Annotated in this window: 21 protein-coding genes; 14 read left to right on the top strand and 7 right to left on the bottom strand. The window is 65.6% G+C overall.

The window, feature by feature from the left end:
- Window positions 1-2: 2 nt before the first annotated feature.
- The 5 genes from AZH51_RS14780 to AZH51_RS14800 all read left to right on the top strand — a co-directional run bounded on the left by AZH51_RS14780 (window position 3) and on the right by AZH51_RS14800 (window position 2,494).
- Window positions 3-1,064: an LLM class flavin-dependent oxidoreductase gene (locus tag AZH51_RS14780; RefSeq protein WP_291525614.1), complete on the top strand. Its 1,062-nt coding sequence runs from the start codon at window positions 3-5 to the stop codon at window positions 1,062-1,064.
- A gap of 40 nt (window positions 1,065-1,104) precedes the next feature.
- The gene (locus tag AZH51_RS14785; protein WP_291525615.1) at window positions 1,105-1,335 is read left to right on the top strand and encodes a DUF433 domain-containing protein; all 231 of its coding nucleotides are present in this window, start codon (window positions 1,105-1,107) and stop codon (window positions 1,333-1,335) included.
- A 194-nt stretch (window positions 1,336-1,529) separates the two neighbouring features.
- Window positions 1,530-1,718 (top strand): hypothetical protein, encoded by a 189-nt coding sequence (locus AZH51_RS14790; protein ID WP_291525616.1) that lies wholly within the window; start codon window positions 1,530-1,532, stop codon window positions 1,716-1,718.
- A gap of 21 nt (window positions 1,719-1,739) precedes the next feature.
- A complete protein-coding gene (locus tag AZH51_RS14795; protein ID WP_291525617.1) occupies window positions 1,740-2,009 on the top strand; it encodes a hypothetical protein in 270 nt (89 codons plus the stop codon).
- A 2-nt stretch (window positions 2,010-2,011) separates the two neighbouring features.
- A complete protein-coding gene (locus AZH51_RS14800; protein ID WP_291525618.1) occupies window positions 2,012-2,494 on the top strand; it encodes a pyridoxamine 5'-phosphate oxidase family protein in 483 nt (160 codons plus the stop codon).
- Here the strand turns inward: AZH51_RS14800 and AZH51_RS14805 are convergent.
- The gene (locus tag AZH51_RS14805; protein WP_291525619.1) at window positions 2,491-2,976 is read right to left on the bottom strand and encodes a 2'-5' RNA ligase family protein; all 486 of its coding nucleotides are present in this window, start codon (window positions 2,974-2,976) and stop codon (window positions 2,491-2,493) included. The two genes, AZH51_RS14800 and AZH51_RS14805, sit on opposite strands and share 4 nt — an antisense overlap.
- Window positions 2,977-3,029: 53 nt before the next feature.
- Between AZH51_RS14805 and AZH51_RS14810 the strand changes: the two genes are divergently transcribed.
- Both AZH51_RS14810 and AZH51_RS14815 read left to right on the top strand, forming a co-directional pair.
- Entirely contained in the window at window positions 3,030-3,983 is a 954-nt protein-coding gene (locus tag AZH51_RS14810) for a cation diffusion facilitator family transporter (protein WP_291525620.1), read from the top strand.
- Window positions 3,980-5,425, top strand: a complete 1,446-nt coding sequence (locus AZH51_RS14815) for a cryptochrome/photolyase family protein (protein WP_291525621.1) — start codon at window positions 3,980-3,982, stop codon at window positions 5,423-5,425. Before AZH51_RS14810 ends, AZH51_RS14815 begins: the two co-directional genes overlap by 4 nt.
- Before the next feature lie 33 nt (window positions 5,426-5,458).
- Here the strand turns inward: AZH51_RS14815 and AZH51_RS14820 are convergent, their stop codons facing one another.
- The 5 genes from AZH51_RS14820 to AZH51_RS14840 form a co-directional block, all read right to left on the bottom strand.
- Window positions 5,459-6,937, bottom strand: a complete 1,479-nt coding sequence (locus AZH51_RS14820) for a hypothetical protein (RefSeq protein WP_291525622.1) — start codon at window positions 6,935-6,937, stop codon at window positions 5,459-5,461.
- Window positions 6,938-6,988: 51 nt separating this feature from the next.
- Window positions 6,989-7,651 (bottom strand): TNT domain-containing protein, encoded by a 663-nt coding sequence (locus AZH51_RS14825; protein WP_291525623.1) that lies wholly within the window; start codon window positions 7,649-7,651, stop codon window positions 6,989-6,991.
- 55 nt (window positions 7,652-7,706) lie between these two features.
- A complete protein-coding gene (locus AZH51_RS14830) occupies window positions 7,707-7,955 on the bottom strand; it encodes a hypothetical protein (protein WP_291525624.1) in 249 nt (82 codons plus the stop codon).
- 135 nt (window positions 7,956-8,090) lie between these two features.
- Window positions 8,091-8,339: a hypothetical protein gene (locus AZH51_RS14835; RefSeq protein WP_291525625.1), complete on the bottom strand. Its 249-nt coding sequence runs from the start codon at window positions 8,337-8,339 to the stop codon at window positions 8,091-8,093.
- A 50-nt stretch (window positions 8,340-8,389) separates the two neighbouring features.
- Window positions 8,390-9,199 (bottom strand): DNA-formamidopyrimidine glycosylase family protein, encoded by an 810-nt coding sequence (locus AZH51_RS14840; RefSeq protein ID WP_291525626.1) that lies wholly within the window; start codon window positions 9,197-9,199, stop codon window positions 8,390-8,392.
- A 40-nt stretch (window positions 9,200-9,239) separates the two neighbouring features.
- Here AZH51_RS14840 and AZH51_RS14845 point away from each other — a divergent pair, with 40 nt between their 5' ends.
- Window positions 9,240-10,622 (top strand): ADP-ribosylglycohydrolase family protein, encoded by a 1,383-nt coding sequence (locus tag AZH51_RS14845; protein ID WP_291525627.1) that lies wholly within the window; start codon window positions 9,240-9,242, stop codon window positions 10,620-10,622.
- On the opposite strand, the gene AZH51_RS14850 is transcribed toward AZH51_RS14845, so the two are convergent.
- The gene (locus AZH51_RS14850) at window positions 10,619-11,632 is read right to left on the bottom strand and encodes a LacI family DNA-binding transcriptional regulator (RefSeq protein WP_291525628.1); all 1,014 of its coding nucleotides are present in this window, start codon (window positions 11,630-11,632) and stop codon (window positions 10,619-10,621) included. The genes AZH51_RS14845 and AZH51_RS14850 overlap by 4 nt on opposite strands.
- Window positions 11,633-11,845: 213 nt before the next feature.
- Here AZH51_RS14850 and AZH51_RS14855 point away from each other — a divergent pair, with 213 nt between their 5' ends.
- From AZH51_RS14855 to AZH51_RS14880, 6 genes are all read left to right on the top strand, one after another.
- Window positions 11,846-14,410: a LamG-like jellyroll fold domain-containing protein gene (locus AZH51_RS14855; RefSeq protein WP_291525629.1), complete on the top strand. Its 2,565-nt coding sequence runs from the start codon at window positions 11,846-11,848 to the stop codon at window positions 14,408-14,410.
- Between the two features lie 211 nt (window positions 14,411-14,621).
- Window positions 14,622-15,713 (top strand): ABC transporter substrate-binding protein, encoded by a 1,092-nt coding sequence (locus tag AZH51_RS14860; RefSeq protein WP_291525630.1) that lies wholly within the window; start codon window positions 14,622-14,624, stop codon window positions 15,711-15,713.
- A gap of 72 nt (window positions 15,714-15,785) precedes the next feature.
- The gene (locus AZH51_RS14865) at window positions 15,786-17,375 is read left to right on the top strand and encodes a sugar ABC transporter ATP-binding protein (protein WP_291525631.1); all 1,590 of its coding nucleotides are present in this window, start codon (window positions 15,786-15,788) and stop codon (window positions 17,373-17,375) included.
- On the top strand, window positions 17,372-18,337 hold the full coding sequence (locus AZH51_RS14870; RefSeq protein WP_291525632.1) for an ABC transporter permease: 966 nt from the start codon (window positions 17,372-17,374) through the stop codon (window positions 18,335-18,337). Before AZH51_RS14865 ends, AZH51_RS14870 begins: the two co-directional genes overlap by 4 nt.
- The gene (locus AZH51_RS14875) at window positions 18,334-19,347 is read left to right on the top strand and encodes an ABC transporter permease (protein ID WP_291525633.1); all 1,014 of its coding nucleotides are present in this window, start codon (window positions 18,334-18,336) and stop codon (window positions 19,345-19,347) included. Before AZH51_RS14870 ends, AZH51_RS14875 begins: the two co-directional genes overlap by 4 nt.
- Before the next feature lie 8 nt (window positions 19,348-19,355).
- Window positions 19,356-19,799: an RbsD/FucU domain-containing protein gene (locus AZH51_RS14880; RefSeq protein WP_291525634.1), complete on the top strand. Its 444-nt coding sequence runs from the start codon at window positions 19,356-19,358 to the stop codon at window positions 19,797-19,799.
- The last annotated feature ends 174 nt before the right edge of the window (window positions 19,800-19,973 follow it).

Here is a 19,973-nt window from a genome sequence, read left to right on the forward strand (position 1 = left end):
CTATGAAGGCATTCGGATTCCTCAGTTTCGGTCATTACGGCCGCTTCCCCGGCTCCCAGACCCGCGATGCGGCCGCCGCGTTGAAGCAGGCCGTCGAGCTCGGCGTCGGAGCGGACTCGATCGGCGTCAACGGCGCCTACTTCCGCGTCCATCACTTCGAGCGGCAGGCCGCAGCGCCGATCCCGGTGTTGTCGGCGATCGCGGCACGCACTTCCCGGATCGAGGTGGGTACCGGTGTCATCGACATGCGTTACGAGAACCCGCTCTACCTGGCCGAAGAGTTGGGCGCGCTGGATCTGCTCAGCGACCAACGCATCGCGATCGGCATCTCGCGGGGTTCACCCGAGACCGCAGTGCGCGGTTACGAGGCGTTCGGCTACACCGGCGCCCAGGACCCGCGGGGCGGCGACATCGCGCGCGAGAAGTTCGCGACGTTCCTGGCTGCCATCCAGGGCGCGGGAATGGTGGACGCCGACCCGCAGCGAGCACCCCAGGGCACCCGACTGCCGGTCCAACCGCACGCACCGGGTCTGATCGACCGCATCTGGTGGGGTTCGGGCACCCGCGAGACGGCGGAGTGGGTCGGCAAGCTGGGCCTGAACCTGATGTCCTCGACCCTCCTGACCGAGGCGAACGGTGAGTCCTTCGCCGCCCTGCAGAAGGAGCAGATCGACCGGTTCCGCGCGGCGTACGCCGAGGCCGGCCACACCGGGTCGCCGCGAGTTTCGGTGTCCCGCAGTGTGTTCCCCATCGTGAACGCGCAGGATGCCGCCTACTTCGGGCAGGCGAACGACGGCGACCAGATCGGGGTCATCGACGGGTTCCGGTCCACGTTCGGTAAGACCTACGCGGCCGAGCCGGACAAGCTGATCGAGCAGTTGCAGCAGGACGAAGCCGTCATGGCTGCGGACACATTGATGCTGACGATTCCCAACCAGTTGGGAGTCGACTACAACCTGCACGTGCTGGACAGCTTCGCCAAACACGTTGCGCCGCAGTTGGGTTGGGAGTCCAATACCGAAGGTCCGGTCACGGGCGAGCCGGTTGCGGCTGTCAACGCTTGATGCGTATCCATGGCGGCTCATACCTCGTAAAATGTCGGGTATGAGCCGTCTTGACCGTGTCACGTCCGACCCGGACATCTGTCATGGGCAGCCGGTCGTGCGCGGGCTTCGCTACCCAGTCAAGTTTCTGTTGGATCTGCTGTCCTCGGGCATGACGTACGACGAGATTCTCGCAGATTATGAGGATCTGGAGCTGGATGACCTCCTGGCGGCGTTGGAGTACGGCGCGTTGATGGTTGGCGGCGAGCCGGTCGCAGCTGTCAACGCCTGATGCGTCGTCAGGTCGCCGTCCGCGGAGACGCCCCTCTTGAGGTGGCGTGGCATCGGTACGTCGACCTGGACGCATGGCCCGATTGGTCGCCGCAGATCCGCGGGGTTCTTTGCGATCAGCGCACTCTGGCCCCTGGACTGAGGGGGACCGTCCAGGGGTTGCTGGGAGTTGGTGTCCCGTTCGAGGTGCTGTCAGTGGATACCGCTGCGCGGCAATGGGTTTGGCGCGCAAGCCTGCTCGGGTCGGCCGTCGAGATGACCCATCTGCTGAGGACCGATGGCGACCAGACGGTCGCGACGTTGATCGCGGAGGGTCCGGCGATCGTCGTACTGCCGTATCTGCCGTTGGCGACTGTGGCCTTAGGGAGGCTCACACGCGCCTGATGCGTTCCTACTGTCGGGAGCATGACAAGTGACAGCACATCCGAGGCAGAGATGAGCGCGGCCGTCGAGGCCGCCCAGAAGGTGGTCGACACGGTCACCTCGTGGGATTACAGCGCGACGGACGAGAAGATCGAGGACAAGTTGCTCGAGGGTCTGCAGGCTGCCGGGGTGAGCGTGTCGGACACCGAACGTGACCGGTTGCTCGACGAGATCTCCGCGTTGAAGCAGGACGAGACAGCCGGGACACCACAGGTCCAAGAGGCGCGGCCGAGCTCGGCGGAGGTGGTGTGACCATGGCGCGCGACGAAGACCTGAAGACCATCCACGACCTCATCAAGGACGAGAAGGTCGCCATGGTGACGACCCGCAACGAGGGCACCGGCGCCCTGACGTCCCGGCCCATGACGACCCAGGAAGCACAGTTCGACGGGACGCTGTACTTCATCGTCACGGCCGAGGCCGGAACCGTTTCGGACCTGCAGTCCGCGGCTCCGGTGAATGTCGCCTACCGCAGCAGCAGCGCGTTCGTCTCGCTCAGCGGCACCGGTCGCGTCGGGTCGGATCCAGAGAAGGCCAAGGAACTCTGGGACGACTCTGTCGCAGCGTGGTTCGAGGTCGGCCCGGAGGATCCGCAGGTGCAGGTCCTCACCGTCGAGGTCGATGGTGCGGAGTACTGGAGCGTCGAGAACAAGGCGGCGTTGATGATCGACCTGGTCAAGGCCCGGGTCACCGGCAAGCGCCCCGACGTCGGTGAGAACGACACCGTCGATCTCTAGATAGGTCGCACCCGCCGGGTCTGGGGATCCCAGTGGGTGATGGCCGCCAGTGTCACCTCTCCTGGTACGTCGATCAGCACGTCCCGTGCGCGCGTCACCTGCGTGGGTGATAGGCGTCCGGACAGCGTGATGTGTGGGGTCCACGGCCGATCTCGGTGCGGGTCGCCGGCTCGCTCACGTAGCTCCTGAACCTTGTTGTCCAGCCAATCGCCGCCAGTGAGTAGCAGGTGGGTGATGTTGCTGGTGTCGAAGAAGCGCAACCCGGCCACCGGGAGAGTCATTGGCAGGCGGTCAGCCAGCGACTCGGCGTACGTGATGCAGGCAGGCGAGAAGGCGGGAGCAGAGGTGAGGGTCAGGTGCGGTCGGTTCGAGGAGGATCGGTGATCGCCCCGCGAGGGTAGTCCCGCGTCCTGTAGCCGCGACCAGAGGTCACGGACGCGGGCGTCGTCCGCAGCGATGAGGACGGCATCCAACGACTGCATGGCCAAAGGCTAGGTGCCCGTTGGGCGGGTGGGGCAGCGACTACGCTCGAATGGTGGCAGAGGATACGGCCGGCAGCGAGAGTCTGGTCACCGTCGTTATCGCCTTCACCGCGAATTTGCTGATCGCAGTGGCGAAGTCGGTGGTTGCAGCCATCACGGGATCGGCGTCGATGCTGGCCGAGGCAGCGCACTCCTGGGCTGACACCGGTAACGAGATCTTCCTGTTGATCGGTGAGCGCAAGTCGGCCCGACCTGCCGATGACACCCACCAGTTGGGCTACGGCCGGGTGGGCTACATCTGGTCGATGTTTGCCGCGTTCGGCCTCTTCAGCGTCGGTGCTGCGGTGTCGATCTGGCACGGCATCTCAGCACTGCGCAGCCCGGGTGAGCCCGACACCGACTACGTGTGGGCCTACGTCGTGCTGGCGGTCTCTGCCGTCCTTGAAGGGATCTCCTTCCTGCAGGCGTATCGGCAGACCCGGGAGGGCGCTCGGCGCAGTCGGCTGGATCCCCTGCGGTACATAGCCGTGACCTCGAATCCGATCCTGCGAGCCGTCTTCGCCGAAGATGCCTCGGCACTGATCGGCATCGTCCTGGCCGCTATCGGCATCGGTTTGCACCAGATCACCGGGAACGCCGCCTGGGACGCGATCGGTTCGATCGCGGTGGGCATCCTGCTGGGCTGTGTCGCGATCTTCCTGATCGGGCGCAACATGGATTTCCTGACCGGAGAAGGAGTTCCGGCGCCTATCCGCAACACGGCTCTGATCGCGCTCACCGAGCACCGCTTCGTGGAGCGGGTCAGCTTCCTGCGGATGGAATGGGTCGGCGCATCGCGGATCTACCTGGTGGGTGCGGTGGACCTGGTGGGCGACCAGGTTGAGCACGACGTCGCTACGAAGCTGGCCATGGTCGCCGACGAACTCCAAGAGCACCCGCTGATCGAACGAGCGGTGCTCACCCTGAGTCGACCGGACGATCCGACAACGCTGCTCCCGACCCCGTGACCGACGTCATCGTCATCCTGGGCAACCAACTGGTCCCGGGGCATCCGGCGCTGCGAAAGCACCCGGACGCAACAGTGGTGATGATCGAAGCCGACGACGTGTGCCGGGCCCATCGCTACCACCAGCACAAACTGATCCTGGTGCTCGCCGCGATGCGCCACTACGCAGCCGGCCTGACCCGGGACGTGGACTACACGACGTACGAGCCGGGTAGCACCTTCCGCTCGGTGCTCGCCGACCGACTGGCCGCGCACGGTGCGACCCGGCTGATCTGGATGCAGACCAGCGACCGGGGGCCGAACGAGCTGTTCCGGGAGTTGGCGGGCGAGGTGGGGTGCGAAACGGTCGTCTATCCGAACGCCCAGTTCCTCACCACCCCGGAGGAATTCGCGTCCTGGGTAGGGGACACGAAGTCTCCGCTGATGGAGAACTTCTATCGCTGGCAACGCAAGCGGCTGGACATCCTGATGGACGGAACTTCCCCTGAAGGCGGTCGGTGGAACTACGACGACGAGAACCGGCACCCGCTGCCCAAGCAGCGTCCGGCAATCCCGCCGCTACCCGGCGTACGGGCCACGCAACACGTCACAGAAGTCGCCGCGCTGGTCGCCGAGCACTTCGCCGACCATCCCGGGCGCAGTGACAACTTCTGGTTACCCACGACACGGACCCAGGCGTTGCGCTGGTTGGACGCCTTCATCGACGAGCGGCTGGAGTCGTTCGGGCGGTACGAGGACGCGATGGCTGCTGACGAGCCGTTCCTCTTCCACTCAGTTCTGTCCCCGCTGATCAACCTCGGCCTCCTGCTGCCGGGCGAGTGCGTCGAGGCGGCGATCGAGGCGTATCACGCACGGGACCTGCCGCTCAGCAGCGTCGAGGGCTTCGTGCGGCAGGTCATCGGCTGGCGGGAGTTCATGTTCGGCCTCTACTGGACACGAGGAGCGGCATTCAACCGGAACTTCTTCGACTTTCGCAAGCCGCTGGAAGACTGGTGGTTCACCAATCACGATGTGCCACAGGACCTTCCGGTGCCGTTGCGGGTGTGCCTGGACCGCGTGCACGAGTACGGCTACTCCCACCACATCGAGCGCCTGCTGGTGTTCGGCAACTGGTTCCTGACCTCGGGCTACCAGCCGCGTGCGGTCTACGAGTGGTTCATGAGTATGTACGTCGACGCGTACGAGTGGGTGATGGTCCCGAACGTGCTGGGGATGAGCCAGTACGCCGACGGCGGGATGCTCGCGACCAAGCCGTACATCGCCGGCGGCAACTACCTGCAGAAGATGGGCAACTGGTTCGGGTCGGCGAAGGAGGCCAAGGACTCCGAATTCACCTCGCGCTACTGGCAGTTTCTGGCGGACAACGACGACAAGCTATCGGGCAACCACCGGCTTGCCCTGGTGCTGAAACAAGCTCGGGCACGGGCCCGGGGCTCTGGCTGACTCGCCGCCAGCGCGACGTGCCCGGTCCAGGTGTTAGGGGCGGGGATGAAGGTAGACGATGGCGTCTGAGTGTTGCGGTTCGAGGGCTTCGATCAGGGCGTCGTAGGTGGCTTGGTCGTCCACGTGCCACTCGTTGCGGGAGGTTGTTGGAACGACGTCATGTTGGCGGCTGGCCTGGAAGGCCCAGGTGTTCTGGAGGGCCAGTCGTGCTCGGGGGTCTGTGCGCAGCAATGGTCCGTACCCGCCGAGGCTGGTCAAGTACACCTCCACCGGTCCGGTGGGGGTGTTGCGCCATACGTGGCCGTGGAACCGGACAGGCTCGGCGCGCGGGTGATCGACAACGTAGGTGGGTATGGAGCCGTCGGGTTGGGGCACAACTCCGGTGATGTACTCACGGAACGCCGGGTCTGGTTCTGGCAGGGAGTCAAGGAACTCTGGTCGGCTCGGGCTCAGTGGCTTCACCACACCTGTGCCGGTGAGGAACTCGCGGGCCCGGGCGACGGTGTCAGGGGTCAGATCAAACAGCACTCCGCCGCTCAGTGGTTGAACGTTGGTGGCGCCTGATCCGGTCAGATCGTCAGGAGTGCGACCTTTTATCCAGTTCTTGATTCCGATCGCCGGCAGGTCGTGCGGCCCGTCTGGGTCACGGGCTTGCTGTCGGAACTCAGGGGTGGACAGCTCAGCGGTTGACACCGGTAGTAGGTGCACGGCGAGCCGCAGAGCAGCAGTTTGGAGGGTCCACGATTGGGAGTCCTCCTCGCCTTGGATGCTGACGATGAGGCTGACACGAGTCGCCAGCCCGTATCGTTCCCAACTCGTGCGTACGGCGAGGGTACGGCCCTCGATCATGGTGGCCGGCCACACGCTCCATGTCTTGCCGTCATCGGGGTGGATTGCGCGGGAGACACCCTGGCCCACGCCCTCGGGGTAGCGGGGCTCGCCACCAGCTCGCACAAGATCGGCCGCACTGGTGATCGGCCCGAAGCCGGTGACCTGCCAGGTTATGCCGCCCAGGTCGGCAGAGAATTCCTGGAAGAATCGCCATGCCTCGATAGAGAACTGGGGGAGGTCGACTTTCCCCCACCCTTCGGCGAACAATGACAGCCCACCCATGGCGGTCATCGGATCGAGAACGACGTTCGTATCTACGTGGTCCCAAAGTATCGTCGGATCGAAAGGCTCCCAGTCGGCCAAGAGGGTATCGACACTGAGCCCCGGCGTGAGGATCCTGCCGCGTGACGCATCCTCATCCAGGATCCACCACCTGCCATCACCGCTGAACTCCTCAGCAACCAGCAACCCCACTTCGGCGTTCTGGCTTTCAGTTCCATCTGAGGTGATGACGCGCGGTGCAAAGATCACGCTGAAGCCGGGCAGTACAGGAATCTGGAACTCAACTTCATCACGTTCGGGGAAAGTGACAACGGCACAGTCCGGCCATCTACGACGCAGTGAGTCAGAAAATTGTTGTGCCGATGGCCAGCTAGTGTCGGGTGAACTGACGATGAGCACTCTCATGGTGATCTCCGTGATGCCTCACGAGTGCTTCCGCTGTACCCGTTGTCACTGAGTCGACGGCAGGCTGCCGATCTCATCAAGGTACCCAGCGTCATAGAGCCAGCGGGCACTTCGAGGCAGCTTGATTTTGATGCCGCCACCGGGTTGACCGAACCACGGGACCACCGGCCCTGCGATGACGTTGCGATCGATGGGATTGCGGACCCGGTAGACGTGGTAGGCGAGCATGATCTCGGTCGGGGCCAGGGATCGCTGGTCCAGCGGCGTACCGAATACGAAGGTGCCCTGGGCGGATTCGTGACCGAACACGTCGATCATGTCCCCGGGTTGCAACACGACCGGCACAGGCCCAGCGTGTTCCGGCTCCCACGCAGCGCGGATACGTTCGGTCAGAGCCGCAGCCGCCGCGTACGCGGCTTTCGCGTCCGCCGGACCGAGGTCGAGCTTTTCCACCGGACGGGTGAGCAGATGGTGCAGGGCGTTTGCCGCCAAGCCCAGCGTCTCGTAATCGTCATACAGCGCCAGCTGGTTTCGCTCAACACCGCCGACGAGCCATCGCTGCCCTTCGCCCGAAGTGAGGATCCAGGTGTCGGACTCGTTGTAGCGCCCCACATCTTCCGGGGTCAGGACAATTCCGACGTCGGACGGATCTACCCCGGCTTCGGCGAGCGCAGATCTGACGGCGTCGAGCGGACTAGATGTCGTCATCGTGGAGAATCCATTTCCGGTAGACGAGGTTGAACTGCATCACTTCTTCGCGGTCTCAATCGTCGTGTTTCACCCAATGGTGGTAAACGTATTCGCACACCTCGGCCTCGGTGGCGAACTTTCGGCGGCCATACAACTTCCCGCGCTCGCTCGCGTATGCGTGCCACACTCCATCAACCTCAGCGACCGTCACCTTGCCCTCGGGGTTCAGCTCGATGTCGGGGCCAGGAAGAATCAGAAGGCCCGATGAGTTGCCATCGGCCGCAACGAACGCTTCTCTGAGTTTGGCCACGGTGTCGATCATTTCGGTGTTACCTCCCTCTGGTCCTCACCCGTGTTGCCGCCACGTGGGGTGGGTGCCCAGTCGGGACGGTCGTGATCGACAAGTGCACGCACGAGTTGGTTTGACGCTTCCATGACAGCCTCAAATGCATGAGTCTCAGTCGTCATATTTCACCCAATGGTGGTAGACGTACTCGCACACCTCGGCCTCGGTCGGGAACTGCCGGCGGCCATACAACTTCCCCCGCTCGCTCGCGTATGCGTGCCACACTCCGTCAACCTCAGCGACCGTCACCTTGCCCTCGGGGTTGAATTCAATGTCGCGGCCGGGGAGGATCAGCAGCCGCGATGAGTTGCCATCGGACGCGGCGAACGCTTCCTTGAGTTTGGCTACGGTGTCGATCATTTCGGGCTCCACCTTCCCCATGGAGACTGTTTCCGATGCTAGCCCCGATCTCACCCGGGTTGATCCACCGGGCACCAGTACGTCGTGCGGCCACCCACCGTGCCACGTGAGAGTGCCGCTCCGCAGCGTGGGCAATGTCCGGATTTGCCTCGCGCCCGGGCGAATTCGCCGGTGTGCACTCCGCCGTGGCTGACCGCGAAACGGATCGCTGCGCGAAGATCGCGGCGCAGACGGTCCAGTTCCGCCACCGACAGGTCGCTTGCCGCTCGCCGGGGATCCAGCCTTGCGCGCCAGAGCGCTTCGTCTGCCAGCAGGTTGCCGACGCCGGCCACCACCGACTGGTCCATCAGGCGTGCTTTCACGGGGGCGTTGCTGCGGTGGAAGCGCTCACGGAAGTCCTCGCGGGTGATGTGTTCCGCGTCCGGGCCGAGCGCCGTACGGGCAGGATCCAGACGGGCCCGACCCAGGCGGCGCTTGTCGTGCAGCGCCAGCCCGCCGCCGTCCTCGAACGTGATGCTGAACCGGGTCCACGACGGGTCGTCCCGGCCGCTGCGCAACCGCTCGGGCAGGTAGTCCCCGCCCTCGTCGACGCGGCCGTCGGGGCCGGTCACCAGGATGCGGCCGCTCATCCCCAGGTGCAGGCCGAGTTCGGGGCCGTCGTCGGAGGTCTCCACCCACATGGTCTTGCCCTGCCGGTGGGCGGCGGTCAGTTCGCGGCCGACCAAGGCGGCACGGATGTCGCCTGGCGCGTGGGGGCGGCACTCGTAGGTGTCGGTGTCGTCGACATCGGCGATGCGCCGGTGCAGCGCGGACCGTTCGATGGTTGCGCGGGCGCTTTCGACCTCAGGCAGTTCCGGCACGACGCCCAGTCTCGCCCATGGGCTGGGGGAGGATGACCCCGTGGAGTACATCTCGGATCTCGACCGTCGGTTCGGCATCTCCCAGGAGCCGTACAGCCGCACCCTGCACGAGTTGACCCAGGCGGAAGAGACCGGGCACGACGTGTCGACGTTGCGTGCCGCGGTGAGTGCGCTGTCGTCATCGGGCGCGGATGATGCGCAGTTGGAAGTGATCTACGCGCAGATTCCGCAAGAGCCGGTGGCTGGCTGGCCGTACTACGAGCCCTCCGACCTTGACGCGATCGTTGCGGCGCTGCCCGCGTCCTCCCCGCCTGCGGCGACCGATCGTCTTGATGACCGCCTGCGAGGTGCGTGGTACGGGCAGATCGTCGGCAACATGCTGGGTAAACCGGTCGAATTCGGTTGGAGCCGAGGCGATCTGAAGGACTACCTGGTTGCTCAGGGCGCGTACCCGCTGCAGGACTACGTGCCGATCTCCGACCAGGAACTCGCCCGGCTGTCCGCCGGTGGACGGCACGAGGACATCTGGCGCCCCGAGGTCCGCGGCTTTGTCCCGGGCGCGATGGACTACGCGGCAGTGTCGCGCGGCCGGATCGACGGCGGGGTCCGCGATGACGACATCGACTGGAGCATCCTCAACCTGGCCTTGCTGGAGGAGTGCGGGACCGGTTTCACGGCCTACGACCTGGCCCGCACCTGGCTGACCCGGATGCCGGTCTACCAGACCTACACAGCCGAGCGCGCGGCGTACGACAATCTCGTCCGGGAGGTGCCGCTCGAGCACGTCGGCGCCTTCCACAATCCCTACCGCGAATGGATCGGCGCGCTGATCCGCGCTGACGTCTTCGGGTACATCAACCCCGGAAACCCCCGCGCCGCAGCGCTATTGGCGCACCGCGACGCCCATCTGTCGCACCGGGCGAACGGGATCTACGGCGAGATGTGGGCGGCTGCCCTGGTCGCGTCAGCCTTCACCGCACCGACACCGATCGCCTCGCTCGAGGAGTCCCTGCGGCACATCCCGCCCACCTCGCGGCTGGCCCACGAGGTGCGTGCCGTCCTCGCCGACTACACGGCGGGGCGCAGCTGGGACCAGGCGATGGACGCGCTGGACGCGCGCTACGCCGGGATGAGTTGGATCCACACCCTGAACAACGCGGGTGCCCTGACCGCTGCCATCGCGTACGGCGCGGGGGACTTCAGCGCCACGATCGGCCTGGCCGTGCTGGCCGCCCTCGATACTGACTCCATCGGCGCCACGGCGGGCTCCTGGGCGGGCGCGTTCAACGGGTACGACGCCCTGCCGTCCCACTGGATCGATCCGCTCGAAGGGCGCACGCGCAGTGCGGTTTTCGGGTTCGGTGAGGTGCAGATCGAGGACTTGGTTCGCCGTACCGCAGCTGTCTCGGTGGTCGCCGACTAGCCTGCGTGCCGCCCCGTTGTAGCGCGAGCTTCGAGACGGTAGGACAGCTCGACGTCTCGCGCGTTCTCGCGGGCGGCGTGCGCTTCGAACCGTTGGCCGACCAAGGCAACCGCGGCTTCGGCGATCCCCGCCTTGTCCGGGACGACCGTCGACAGCGGGGGATTGGTGAACTCCGTCTCCTCAGACCCGTCGAAGCCGATGATCGCCACATCGTCAGGGACCGACCGGCCGGCCGCGAGCGCTTGGTGCAGCGCCCCTACCGCGAGTTGGTCGTTGAGGCAGAAGACCGCCTCGGGCGGCTCGGGCAGTCGCAAGAGCCGGGCCATCGCGGCTGCCCCGTCGGCCCGGTGGAACTGGTCGACGCCCACGACGTAGTCGTCGGGGACAGCTAGTCCGGCGGTGGCGAGGGCCTCGCGGTACCCACGCAATCGTTGAACCGCCGTCTCTCGGTGCGGCAACTCACCGATCGCCGCGATGCGCCGGCGGCCCGTGTCGATCAGATGCTGCACGGCCGCCCGGGCGGCCGAAACGTTGTCGATACCCACGTGGTCCAGTGGCAGCCCGATCTCATGCTCGCCGATGAGCACCAGCGGGAAATGCGGATCGAGCTGTCGAAGGTCCTCCGCGGTGACCGCCTCCAGGCTCAGGATCGCACCGTCCACGACATGCGATCCCAGGCCGGCGACGAGTTCGTGCTCGCGCTGCCGCGTGCCGAAGGTCTGTTCGACCAGCACCGTCCAGCCGCGGCGGTGCGCCGCAGCGATCACCAGGGCAGACAGTTCGCCGAAGTAGGGGATGCCGAGCTCGGGCACGATCAGCGCGAGGAAGCCGGTCCGCCCGCGACGCAGATTGCGCGCGCTGATGTTGGGACGGTAACCCGTTGCCGCCAGGGCCTTTTCGACCTTCTCCCGGTTCGTCTCGGTCACGAACGAATAGCCGTTGACCACGTTGGAGACGGTCTTCACCGAGACGCCGGCCAGTTCGGCGACGTCCTTGAGGGTCACGACCATCGGTGTCTCCTTCCACAGAGCGCAGGCGGCCCGGGCCGGGTGGGTGTGATCACGTCAATCTGATCATCGTCTCGGGGCTCGCACCGATGATATGGGTCGGATCGGGGGTTTACAACGCTGTTCCAACGATGTAAACCAGCTAGGTGGTTGCTGTGGTCCAGATCACATACCCGTTGCAGCAGCCTCCCGACGTCCTCGATCCCAGGAGTCCTGATGTCCCGACCGCCGAACCCCCTCGCATCCCCGCACCACCGTCCCGTGGCCCACGTCGTACGCCGATGGGCCAGCTTGCTGGTCGCGGCGTGCGTGGGACTGGCGATGCTGCTGCCCGTGACGGCGCGGGCAGATGACACACCACCCCAGCCGCCGACGTGGAGCGGAAAAGTCGCTCCCCTGAACACTCCGTGGACCACGCAGGTCACCCCGGACAATGCGCTGCCGGACTATCCCCGGCCGCAGCTGGGCCGGCCTTCGGTGGCTGCGCCGGAGTGGACGAACCTGAACGGACTGTGGCAGTACCAGCCGACGGACGGCTACAGCTCGCTGCCGTTCGGAAAGAATCTGAAGCAACAGATCCTGGTGCCCTACCCGACGGAGTCTGCGTTGTCGGGGATCCAGGCACATTCCGACTTCATGATCTACCGCCGGACGGTTAGCGTGCCGGCCGCCTACACGGCCGGTGGGCGCCACGTCCGGTTGAACTTCGGGGCGGTCAGTTACGAGGCATCGGTCTACGTCAACCGCACCCTGGTCGCCCATCACACCGGCGGCTACACCGCGTTCAGCGCGGACATCACCAGTGCCCTGAAAAAGAGCGGCACGAACGAGATCCTGGTGGCTGTCCATGCACCGGTCGACGGTGCGGACATCCCGGTCGGCAAGCAGAGCCTGAAGCCCGGTGGCATCTTCTACACCGCGTCATCCGGGATCTGGCAGACGGTGTGGATGGAACCGGTTCAGCCGGTCAGCATCGCCACCGTCGTCGCCACACCCCGTTCCAATCTGAAGGCATTCGACGTCAAGGCGACGTTCAACGGCTCGGCGGCCAACGCAACGCTGAAGGTCACGGCCTTTGCGAACGGCAAGGCGGTCGCATCATCATCGGGAAGTGCGACCGGCACGTTCCGGCTGAATCTGCCCAAGCCACGGCTGTGGTCGCCGACCGACCCGTTCCTCTACACCTTCAAGGTGTCGCTGACCAAGAATGGCCGCACCGACACCGTGGAGTCCTACGCGGGGCTGCGCACGATCGCGGTCAAGAACGTCGATGGCAAGCAGCGCATTGTGCTCAACGGCAAGCCCACCTTCTTGCTGGGCACGCTCGACCAGGGGTTCTGGCCTGATGGCATCTACACGGCGCCGACCGACGATGCCCTCAAGTTCGACATCCAGAAGACGAAAGACCTGGGCTTCAACACGATTCGTAAGCACATCAAGGTCGAGCCGGCCCGGTGGTACTACTGGGCCGACAAACTGGGGTTGATGGTCTGGCAGGATGCGCCGTCGCTACCCGCAGGCGAGGGCAGTGGCAACAACGCCAGCGCCCAGGCCGACTTCCGCTCGGAGGTCACGGCCATGGTCAACCAGCTCAAGGGCGAGACCTCCATCATCGGCTGGATCCCGTTCAACGAGGGTTGGGGCCAGTGGAGTATCCAGGCTGCGGCAGACGTCACGACCCAGATCAAGGCGATCGACCCGACGCGCCTGGTGAACTCCCGCAGCGGCGCGAACTGCTGTGAGACGCCTGGCGACCCCGGAAGCGGAAACATCATCGACTGGCACGTCTACCAGGGCCCGGCACTGCCCGCCCCGGACGCGACCCGGGCCTCCATTGACGGTGAGCACGGTGGCCTGACCCTCAGCGTCGAAGGTCACCGCTGGCCGGGTGCTGATGTGAATCCGTATGGTTCCGTTCCGGATTCGGCGGCGTTGACCAAGGGGTACGTCGAGAACACGGCGGTCCTGCGGGACGTCGGCGCGCCGTACGGGCTCTCGGGAAGCATCTACACCCAGATCACGGACGTCGAAAACGAGCAGAACGGGTTGTTCACCTACGACCGCAAGGTCGAGAAGCCGGACGAGGCGGCTGTGCGGGCGGTTAACCTGCAGACCATCGCGGCCGGCTCCCAGCCCATTCCGCAACCGCCGGCCGGGACCCCGGGCCTGGAGGGCGTGGGGCACTGGAAGCTGAATGACGGTTCGGGTACGACGGCCGCGGACTCCGCGGGCGACCACCCGTTGACGCTGGCTGGAGCGACCTGGAGCCCGGACGGTCTGGTCTTCAACGGGTCGGCCAGCGCCGAAACGCAGGCGCCGGTGCTCAACACGCGTGGGACCAACTTCTCGGTTTCCGCGTGGGTCAGGGCCGACCAGTTCGGTGGTGCCTTCCAGACCGTGGTGAGCGAGGACGGCGACAATAACAGCGCGTTCTTCCTGCAGTACTCAGGACAGGACCAACGCTGGGCGTTCTCCTTCGTCGGTGCGCGAGCCATCGCCGCCGACCTCGGCCAACCGGTGGCCGGCCGGTGGTATCACCTGGTTGGCGTTCGCGACACTGTCGCCTCGACCCTGAGCATCTACGTGGACGGGCAGAAGGCTGGCACGACCAGCGTGCTGGGCACCGCCGACGTGGGCACCGGCCCGTTCGCCGTGGGCCGGGGCAAGTACGGCGGTAAGCCGGTCGACTTCCTGACCGGGACCGTCGATGACGTGCGTGCCTACGACCGGGCGCTGTCCGCCGACGAGGTGGCGGCACTGTTCACGGCAGGTCGTCCCTGACCGGGTCGTACCACCCTTCGTGACGCCGTGGGGACGCAACCGGGCTGCGGCCGCGTCCCCACGGCGTCGAAAAGGCCCGGACAACGGTTCAATAACGACCGTGACCTGGCTCACAAAATTGTCTTTACAACGCTGTTCCAACGATGTAACACTGTCCGAGGTTGCCCGCACGCTCGCCTGACCGGCGAACGCACTGCCCGAAGGAGCGCAGATGAACCACCTCATGTCCCACCGCACCCGGCCGGTGGCTCTGGCTATCGGTGCCGTCATGGCCCTGTCCCTCGCTGGCTGCTCCAAAGCAGAAAACGCCGGTGGATCGACCGCCGGTGGGTCGGCTACTGGTGGTGGCCCTGCCGCGTCAGCCGCCGCCAGCCAGAGTTCCGGCGGCGACTGCACGATCGCCCAGACCGGTTATCCCAAGATCGATCTGACCAAGGCCAAGGTCGGCTTTTCCCAATCGGAGAAGGAGGGCAACCCGTTCCGGATCGCCGAGACCCAGTCCATCAAGGATGAAGCGGCCAAACTCGGGATCACCAACCTGCTCACCACGAACGCCCAGAGCGACCTCAACAAGCAGATCAGCGACATCAAGTCGATGCTGGCCCAGGGCGCGCAAGCCCTGATCGTCGCTCCACTGAACTCCGATGGATTGCAGCCGGCTCTCGATGCGGCCAAGGCCAAGAAGGTGCCCGTCGTCACCATCGACCGGCTGGTCACCTCGAAACCGTGCACCGACTACCTCACCTTCATCGGCTCCAATTTCGTTCAGCAGGGCCAGCGTGCTGCGGACGCGATGGACAAAGCGACCGGAGGAAAGGGCGAGGTGGCCATCCTCCTGGGTGCCTCCGGCAACAACGTGACGACCGACCGCACCAAGGGCTTCAAGGACGAACTGGCCAAGTACCCCGGCCTGAAGGTCGTCGTCGAGCAGACCGGTGAGTTCGACCGGGCCAAGGGCCAGTCGGTGATGGAGCAACTGATCCAGAGCCACCCGGAGATCACTGCCGTCTACGCCGAGAACGACGAGATGGGCATCGGCGCCGTCAATGCGCTCAAGGCGGCGGGCAAGAGCCCGGGCAAGGACGTGAAGGTCGTGTCCATCGACGGGACCAAGAACGCCGTCCAACTGATCACCAAGGGCGAATACAACGCCGTGATCGAGTCCAACCCCCGCTTCGGTCCGCTGGCGTTCAAGGCACTGCAGGACTTCGAGGCAGGCCAACCAGTTCCGAACAAGATCGTCATCAGCGACGACCAGTACGACTCCAGCAACGCGGCGCAGAAGGTCAACAACGCCTACTGATGCGCCGTCGGTAGTTCTGCGGGCGGTGGGCCGGACCGGCCCACCGCCTCGCTGATCCCTAAGGAGTGAAGGATGACGCAGTCTTCGCAGCCGACACTGCAGGTGCACGGCGCGACGAAGCGGTTCGGTGGCACGGTCGCGCTCGACGACGTGACGTTCGAGTTGCAGCCCGGCTCAGTGCACGCGCTGATCGGGGAGAACGGCGCCGGGAAGTCGACGCTGATCAAGGTGCTGACCGGCGTCTATCAACTCGATGAAGGCGACCTGCGGCTGCGCGGTGAGCCGGTCCACTTCGCTGAGCCGGCCGACGCCCAACGTGCCGGTATCTCCACCATCTACCAGGAAGTGAATCTGATCCCGCTGCGCAGCGTCGCCGCGAACATCTTCATGGGCCGCGAACCGACCCGCTTCGGCTTGGTGGACAAACGGCGCATGGAGCGGGAGGCCGCCGAGCATCTCGACCGGCTGGGGATCGAGGTCGACGTACGCCGACCGGTCGGGTCGCTCGGTCTGGGCGCCCAGCAGATGGTGGCCCTGGCGCGGGCCGTGTCCACGGCGGCGGACGTCGTCATCATGGACGAGCCAACCTCCTCCCTTGAACCGCGGGAGGTCGCCACCCTGTTCTCCGTGATCGAGCGGCTGCACCAGCAGGGCATCGCCATCATCTATGTCTCGCACCGGCTGGATGAGTTGTACGCCGTGTGCGACACCGTCACGGTGCTGCGGGACGGGCGCCGTGTACACACCGGCCCCCTGGCGGAGCTGCCCCGCCTGGAACTGGTCTCGATGATGTTGGGCCGGGACGCGGGGGAGGTCCGGGCGCACGGCGCGACGACCTTAGGTGAACGAGGTCACGAGGTGGATGAGTCGGCCCCGTTGCTCCTGGAGGCCGACCACCTGCGCAGCCGCGGCCGGATCGAGGATGTCACCGTCCGGATCCGACCCGGTGAAATCGTCGGTCTGGCAGGCCTGCTCGGATCGGGCCGCAGTGAGACGGCCCGCACGATCCTGGGCGCACTGCCGCGTGACGGCGGTGACGTGACTGTTGCCGGGCAGGCGGTTCCTGGCGGCAACATCGCGGCGTCGATGCGCGCTGGGATCAGCATGCTGGCCGAGGACCGCAAGACCGACGGGATCATTCCGCACCTGTCCATCCGCGACAACATCTGTCTCGCAGCGCTTCCCGCGCTGTCTTCGGCCGGACTGGTCAATCGCGACAAGCAGGACGCGCTGGTGCGCGATCTGATGCAGCGACTACGGATCAAGGCGTCCGGACCGGATCAAAAGGTCGTCGAACTGTCCGGGGGCAACCAGCAGAAGGTGCTTCTCGCGCGATGGCTGGCAACCCATCCCAAGGTCTTGTTGCTGGACGAACCCACGCGGGGGATCGATGTGGGAGCCAAGGCGGAGGTGCAGGCTCTGATCGAAGAGTTGGCCCGCGACGGACTGGGGGTGCTGCTGATCTCTTCGGAACTGGAGGAAATGGTTGACGGCCCGGATCGGGTGGTCGTGCTGCGGGACGGCCGTTCGGTGCTCGAACTGGATGAGCAGGAGGTCACCGCGGACCGGATTCTCGGCGCGTACGCCGCGGACGGCGAACCAACCTTCGAGGAGATCATCGAAGAGGCAGCCGTCGGGTCTGATGGGGACGAGCCACGATGACTCAGTTATCAAACAGGACAGTCGGTTTCGACCGATCACGAGCCGCCGGGTGGGCGCAGGAGTACGGCGTCTACGTCGCCGTCGCCGTCCTCTTCCTGGCCAACGTCGTCTTCACCGAGAACTTCCTGTCCGGGGCCAACGTGCGCACCCAACTTATCCAGGCCGCGCCCGTCTGCATCGTTGCGCTCGGCATGGCCCTGGTCATCGGCACCGAGGGCGTTGACCTCTCGGTCGGGTCCGTGATGGCGCTGGCTGCGGCGGTGATCCCGCTCTATCTGGGGTACGGCGTGGTCCCCGCCATCCTGGTGGCTCTCGTCGTCGGTCTGGCGGCGGGGCTCCTCAACGGCTTCTTGGTGGCCTTCCTGCGCATTCAACCAATCGTGGCAACGCTGGGCCTGTTGGTCGCCGGGCGTGGCCTGGCGCTGGTGATTGCCGGCGGCCAGTTGAAGGACATCGACGACCCCAATTTCCTCCAGCTGGGGACCGGTGACGTGCTGGGGGTGCCGATCGTCGTACTCGTGGCTGCTGTTCTCTCTGTAGTGGTGTGGTTCGCGGTGAGCCGCACGACCTTCGGGCGCCGCCTGGTTGCTATCGGCGACAACCGGCGTGCCAGCACGCTGGCCGGGCTGCCGGTCCGGCGGGTGCTGGTCACGGTCTACGCAATCAGCGGCGTGCTCGCGGCGATCGCTGGGGTACTGGCCACGGCCCGGCTGGGCGCGGGTGATCCGGGCAACGCCGGGCAGTTGATGGAGCTGTCGGCCATCACGGCGGTCGTGGTGGGCGGAACCCCGTTGTCCGGCGGGAAGGTTCGGATCCTGGGGACGATCATGGGTGCCCTGTTGATGCAGTTGGTGCGAGCAACTCTGATCAAGAACAACCTGCCGGACTCGACGGCGCAGATGGTGCAGGCGGCAATCATCGTCGTCGCGGTCTACGCAACGCGCGAACGGAGCACGCGATGAGCACATCGACCGCGGTACGCGACGACGCAGAGCACGACGCCGGTTCACCCCGGGTGCGTCGGCAACTGTTGGCGAGCCTGATCCAGCGACAGGGTGCAGCCGCAGTCCTTGCAGCGGTGGTGGTGATCGCCTGGTTGACGTTGCCCTCCTTCGGGACGACGGAGAACCTGCAAGACATCGCCTTGCAGAGTTCCTTCCTGGCGGTCATCGCCCTCGGGATGACGTTCGTGATCATCACCGGTGGGATCGACCTGTCGGTGGGCTCGGTATATGCACTGGGTGGGGTGGTCGCTGCGTGGGCTTCCCAGTACGGACTGCTGGCGGCGATCGCACTGCCTGTGTTGCTCTGTGGCGCAATAGGATTCGTCAACGGTTTCTTGGTGTCACGCGCTGGCCTGCCGCCGTTTATCGTGACGTTGGCGACGCTGTTGTTCGCGCGCGGGCTGCTCTTGGCCCTCACCGACGAGGGATCGACGACGTTCACCATCAAGGACGATGCGGTCATCAGCCTGGGTAGTTCGTCGTTCCTCGGCCTTGGCATCCCGGTCTGGATTGCCCTGGTGCTGTTCGGGATCGGTGGAATCATCCTGCGGCGCACCCGCTTCGGGGAGGCGGTCTTCGCGACCGGAGGTGCCGAAGGATCAGCGGTGTTGATGGGTCTTCCGGTCCGACGGGTCAAGCTCCTGGTGTACGTGATGAGCGGGGCGCTCGCCGGCTTCGCGGGCGTGCTCACGGCCGCCTACCTGCAGTCGGGAGTCACGGTCATCGGTGTCGGGACAGAACTGGATGCGATCGCTGCGGTGGTCATCGGTGGCACCCTGCTGACCGGCGGCGCCGGCACCCTGATCGGAACGCTCGTCGGCGTGTTGCTGCGCAACGTGATCGGCAACGTCATCAATCAGATCGGCGGGCTCGACAGCAACATCCAGTCAGTCATCAGCGGCGTGTTCCTCCTGGTCGTCGTGGTTGCCCAGCGGCTGCTTGCGCGGTCCCGGTCGGAAACGGAATAGAGGTTGTTGTGCTCAACTCGTCGTTGATCCACCCGCAGATCCTGGCCGCACTCGCCGCGGCGGGCCACGGAAGTACCGTCCTGATCGCCGATGCGAACTACGCGCACAGCACCGGAACCCGACCCGGGGCGACGATCGTCCATCTCAATCTCAGCCCGGGCACCGTGACGGTCGATCAGGTGCTCGCTGCGGTGATCGCCGCGACTCCTATCGAGCGGGCGACAGTAATGGCACCGGACGATGGCAGTGAGTCGCCGGTGCGCGATCGGTATGCCGGGCTCATCGGGGAGGGGGTGCCGGTCGACGTCGCGCCCCGCGTCGATTTCAAGGCGGCCTGCCGCAGTGAGGATCTCGCGCTGACGGTGGCTACCGGCGACGACCGGTACTACACCAACGTGCTCTTGACGATCGGCGCCGTGCTGCCCCGCGATTCGACGTTGACCGCAGGCTAGCTGCCCCCGCGGCCTGCGGCACGTCTCAGACCTGCCGGGAATCGTGAAGGTGACCAAACACCGGCGATGTGGCTATCGGCAGTGATCGTTCCGGGGTCTTCATCCAGAACTATAGAAGGAATCATGCTGCCACCCGTATATGATCTTGACCTACTGGAGAACACCTGGAAATAA

The organism is Branchiibius sp. NY16-3462-2, assembly GCF_001594145.1.
GTDB lineage: Bacteria > Actinomycetota > Actinomycetes > Actinomycetales > Dermatophilaceae > Branchiibius.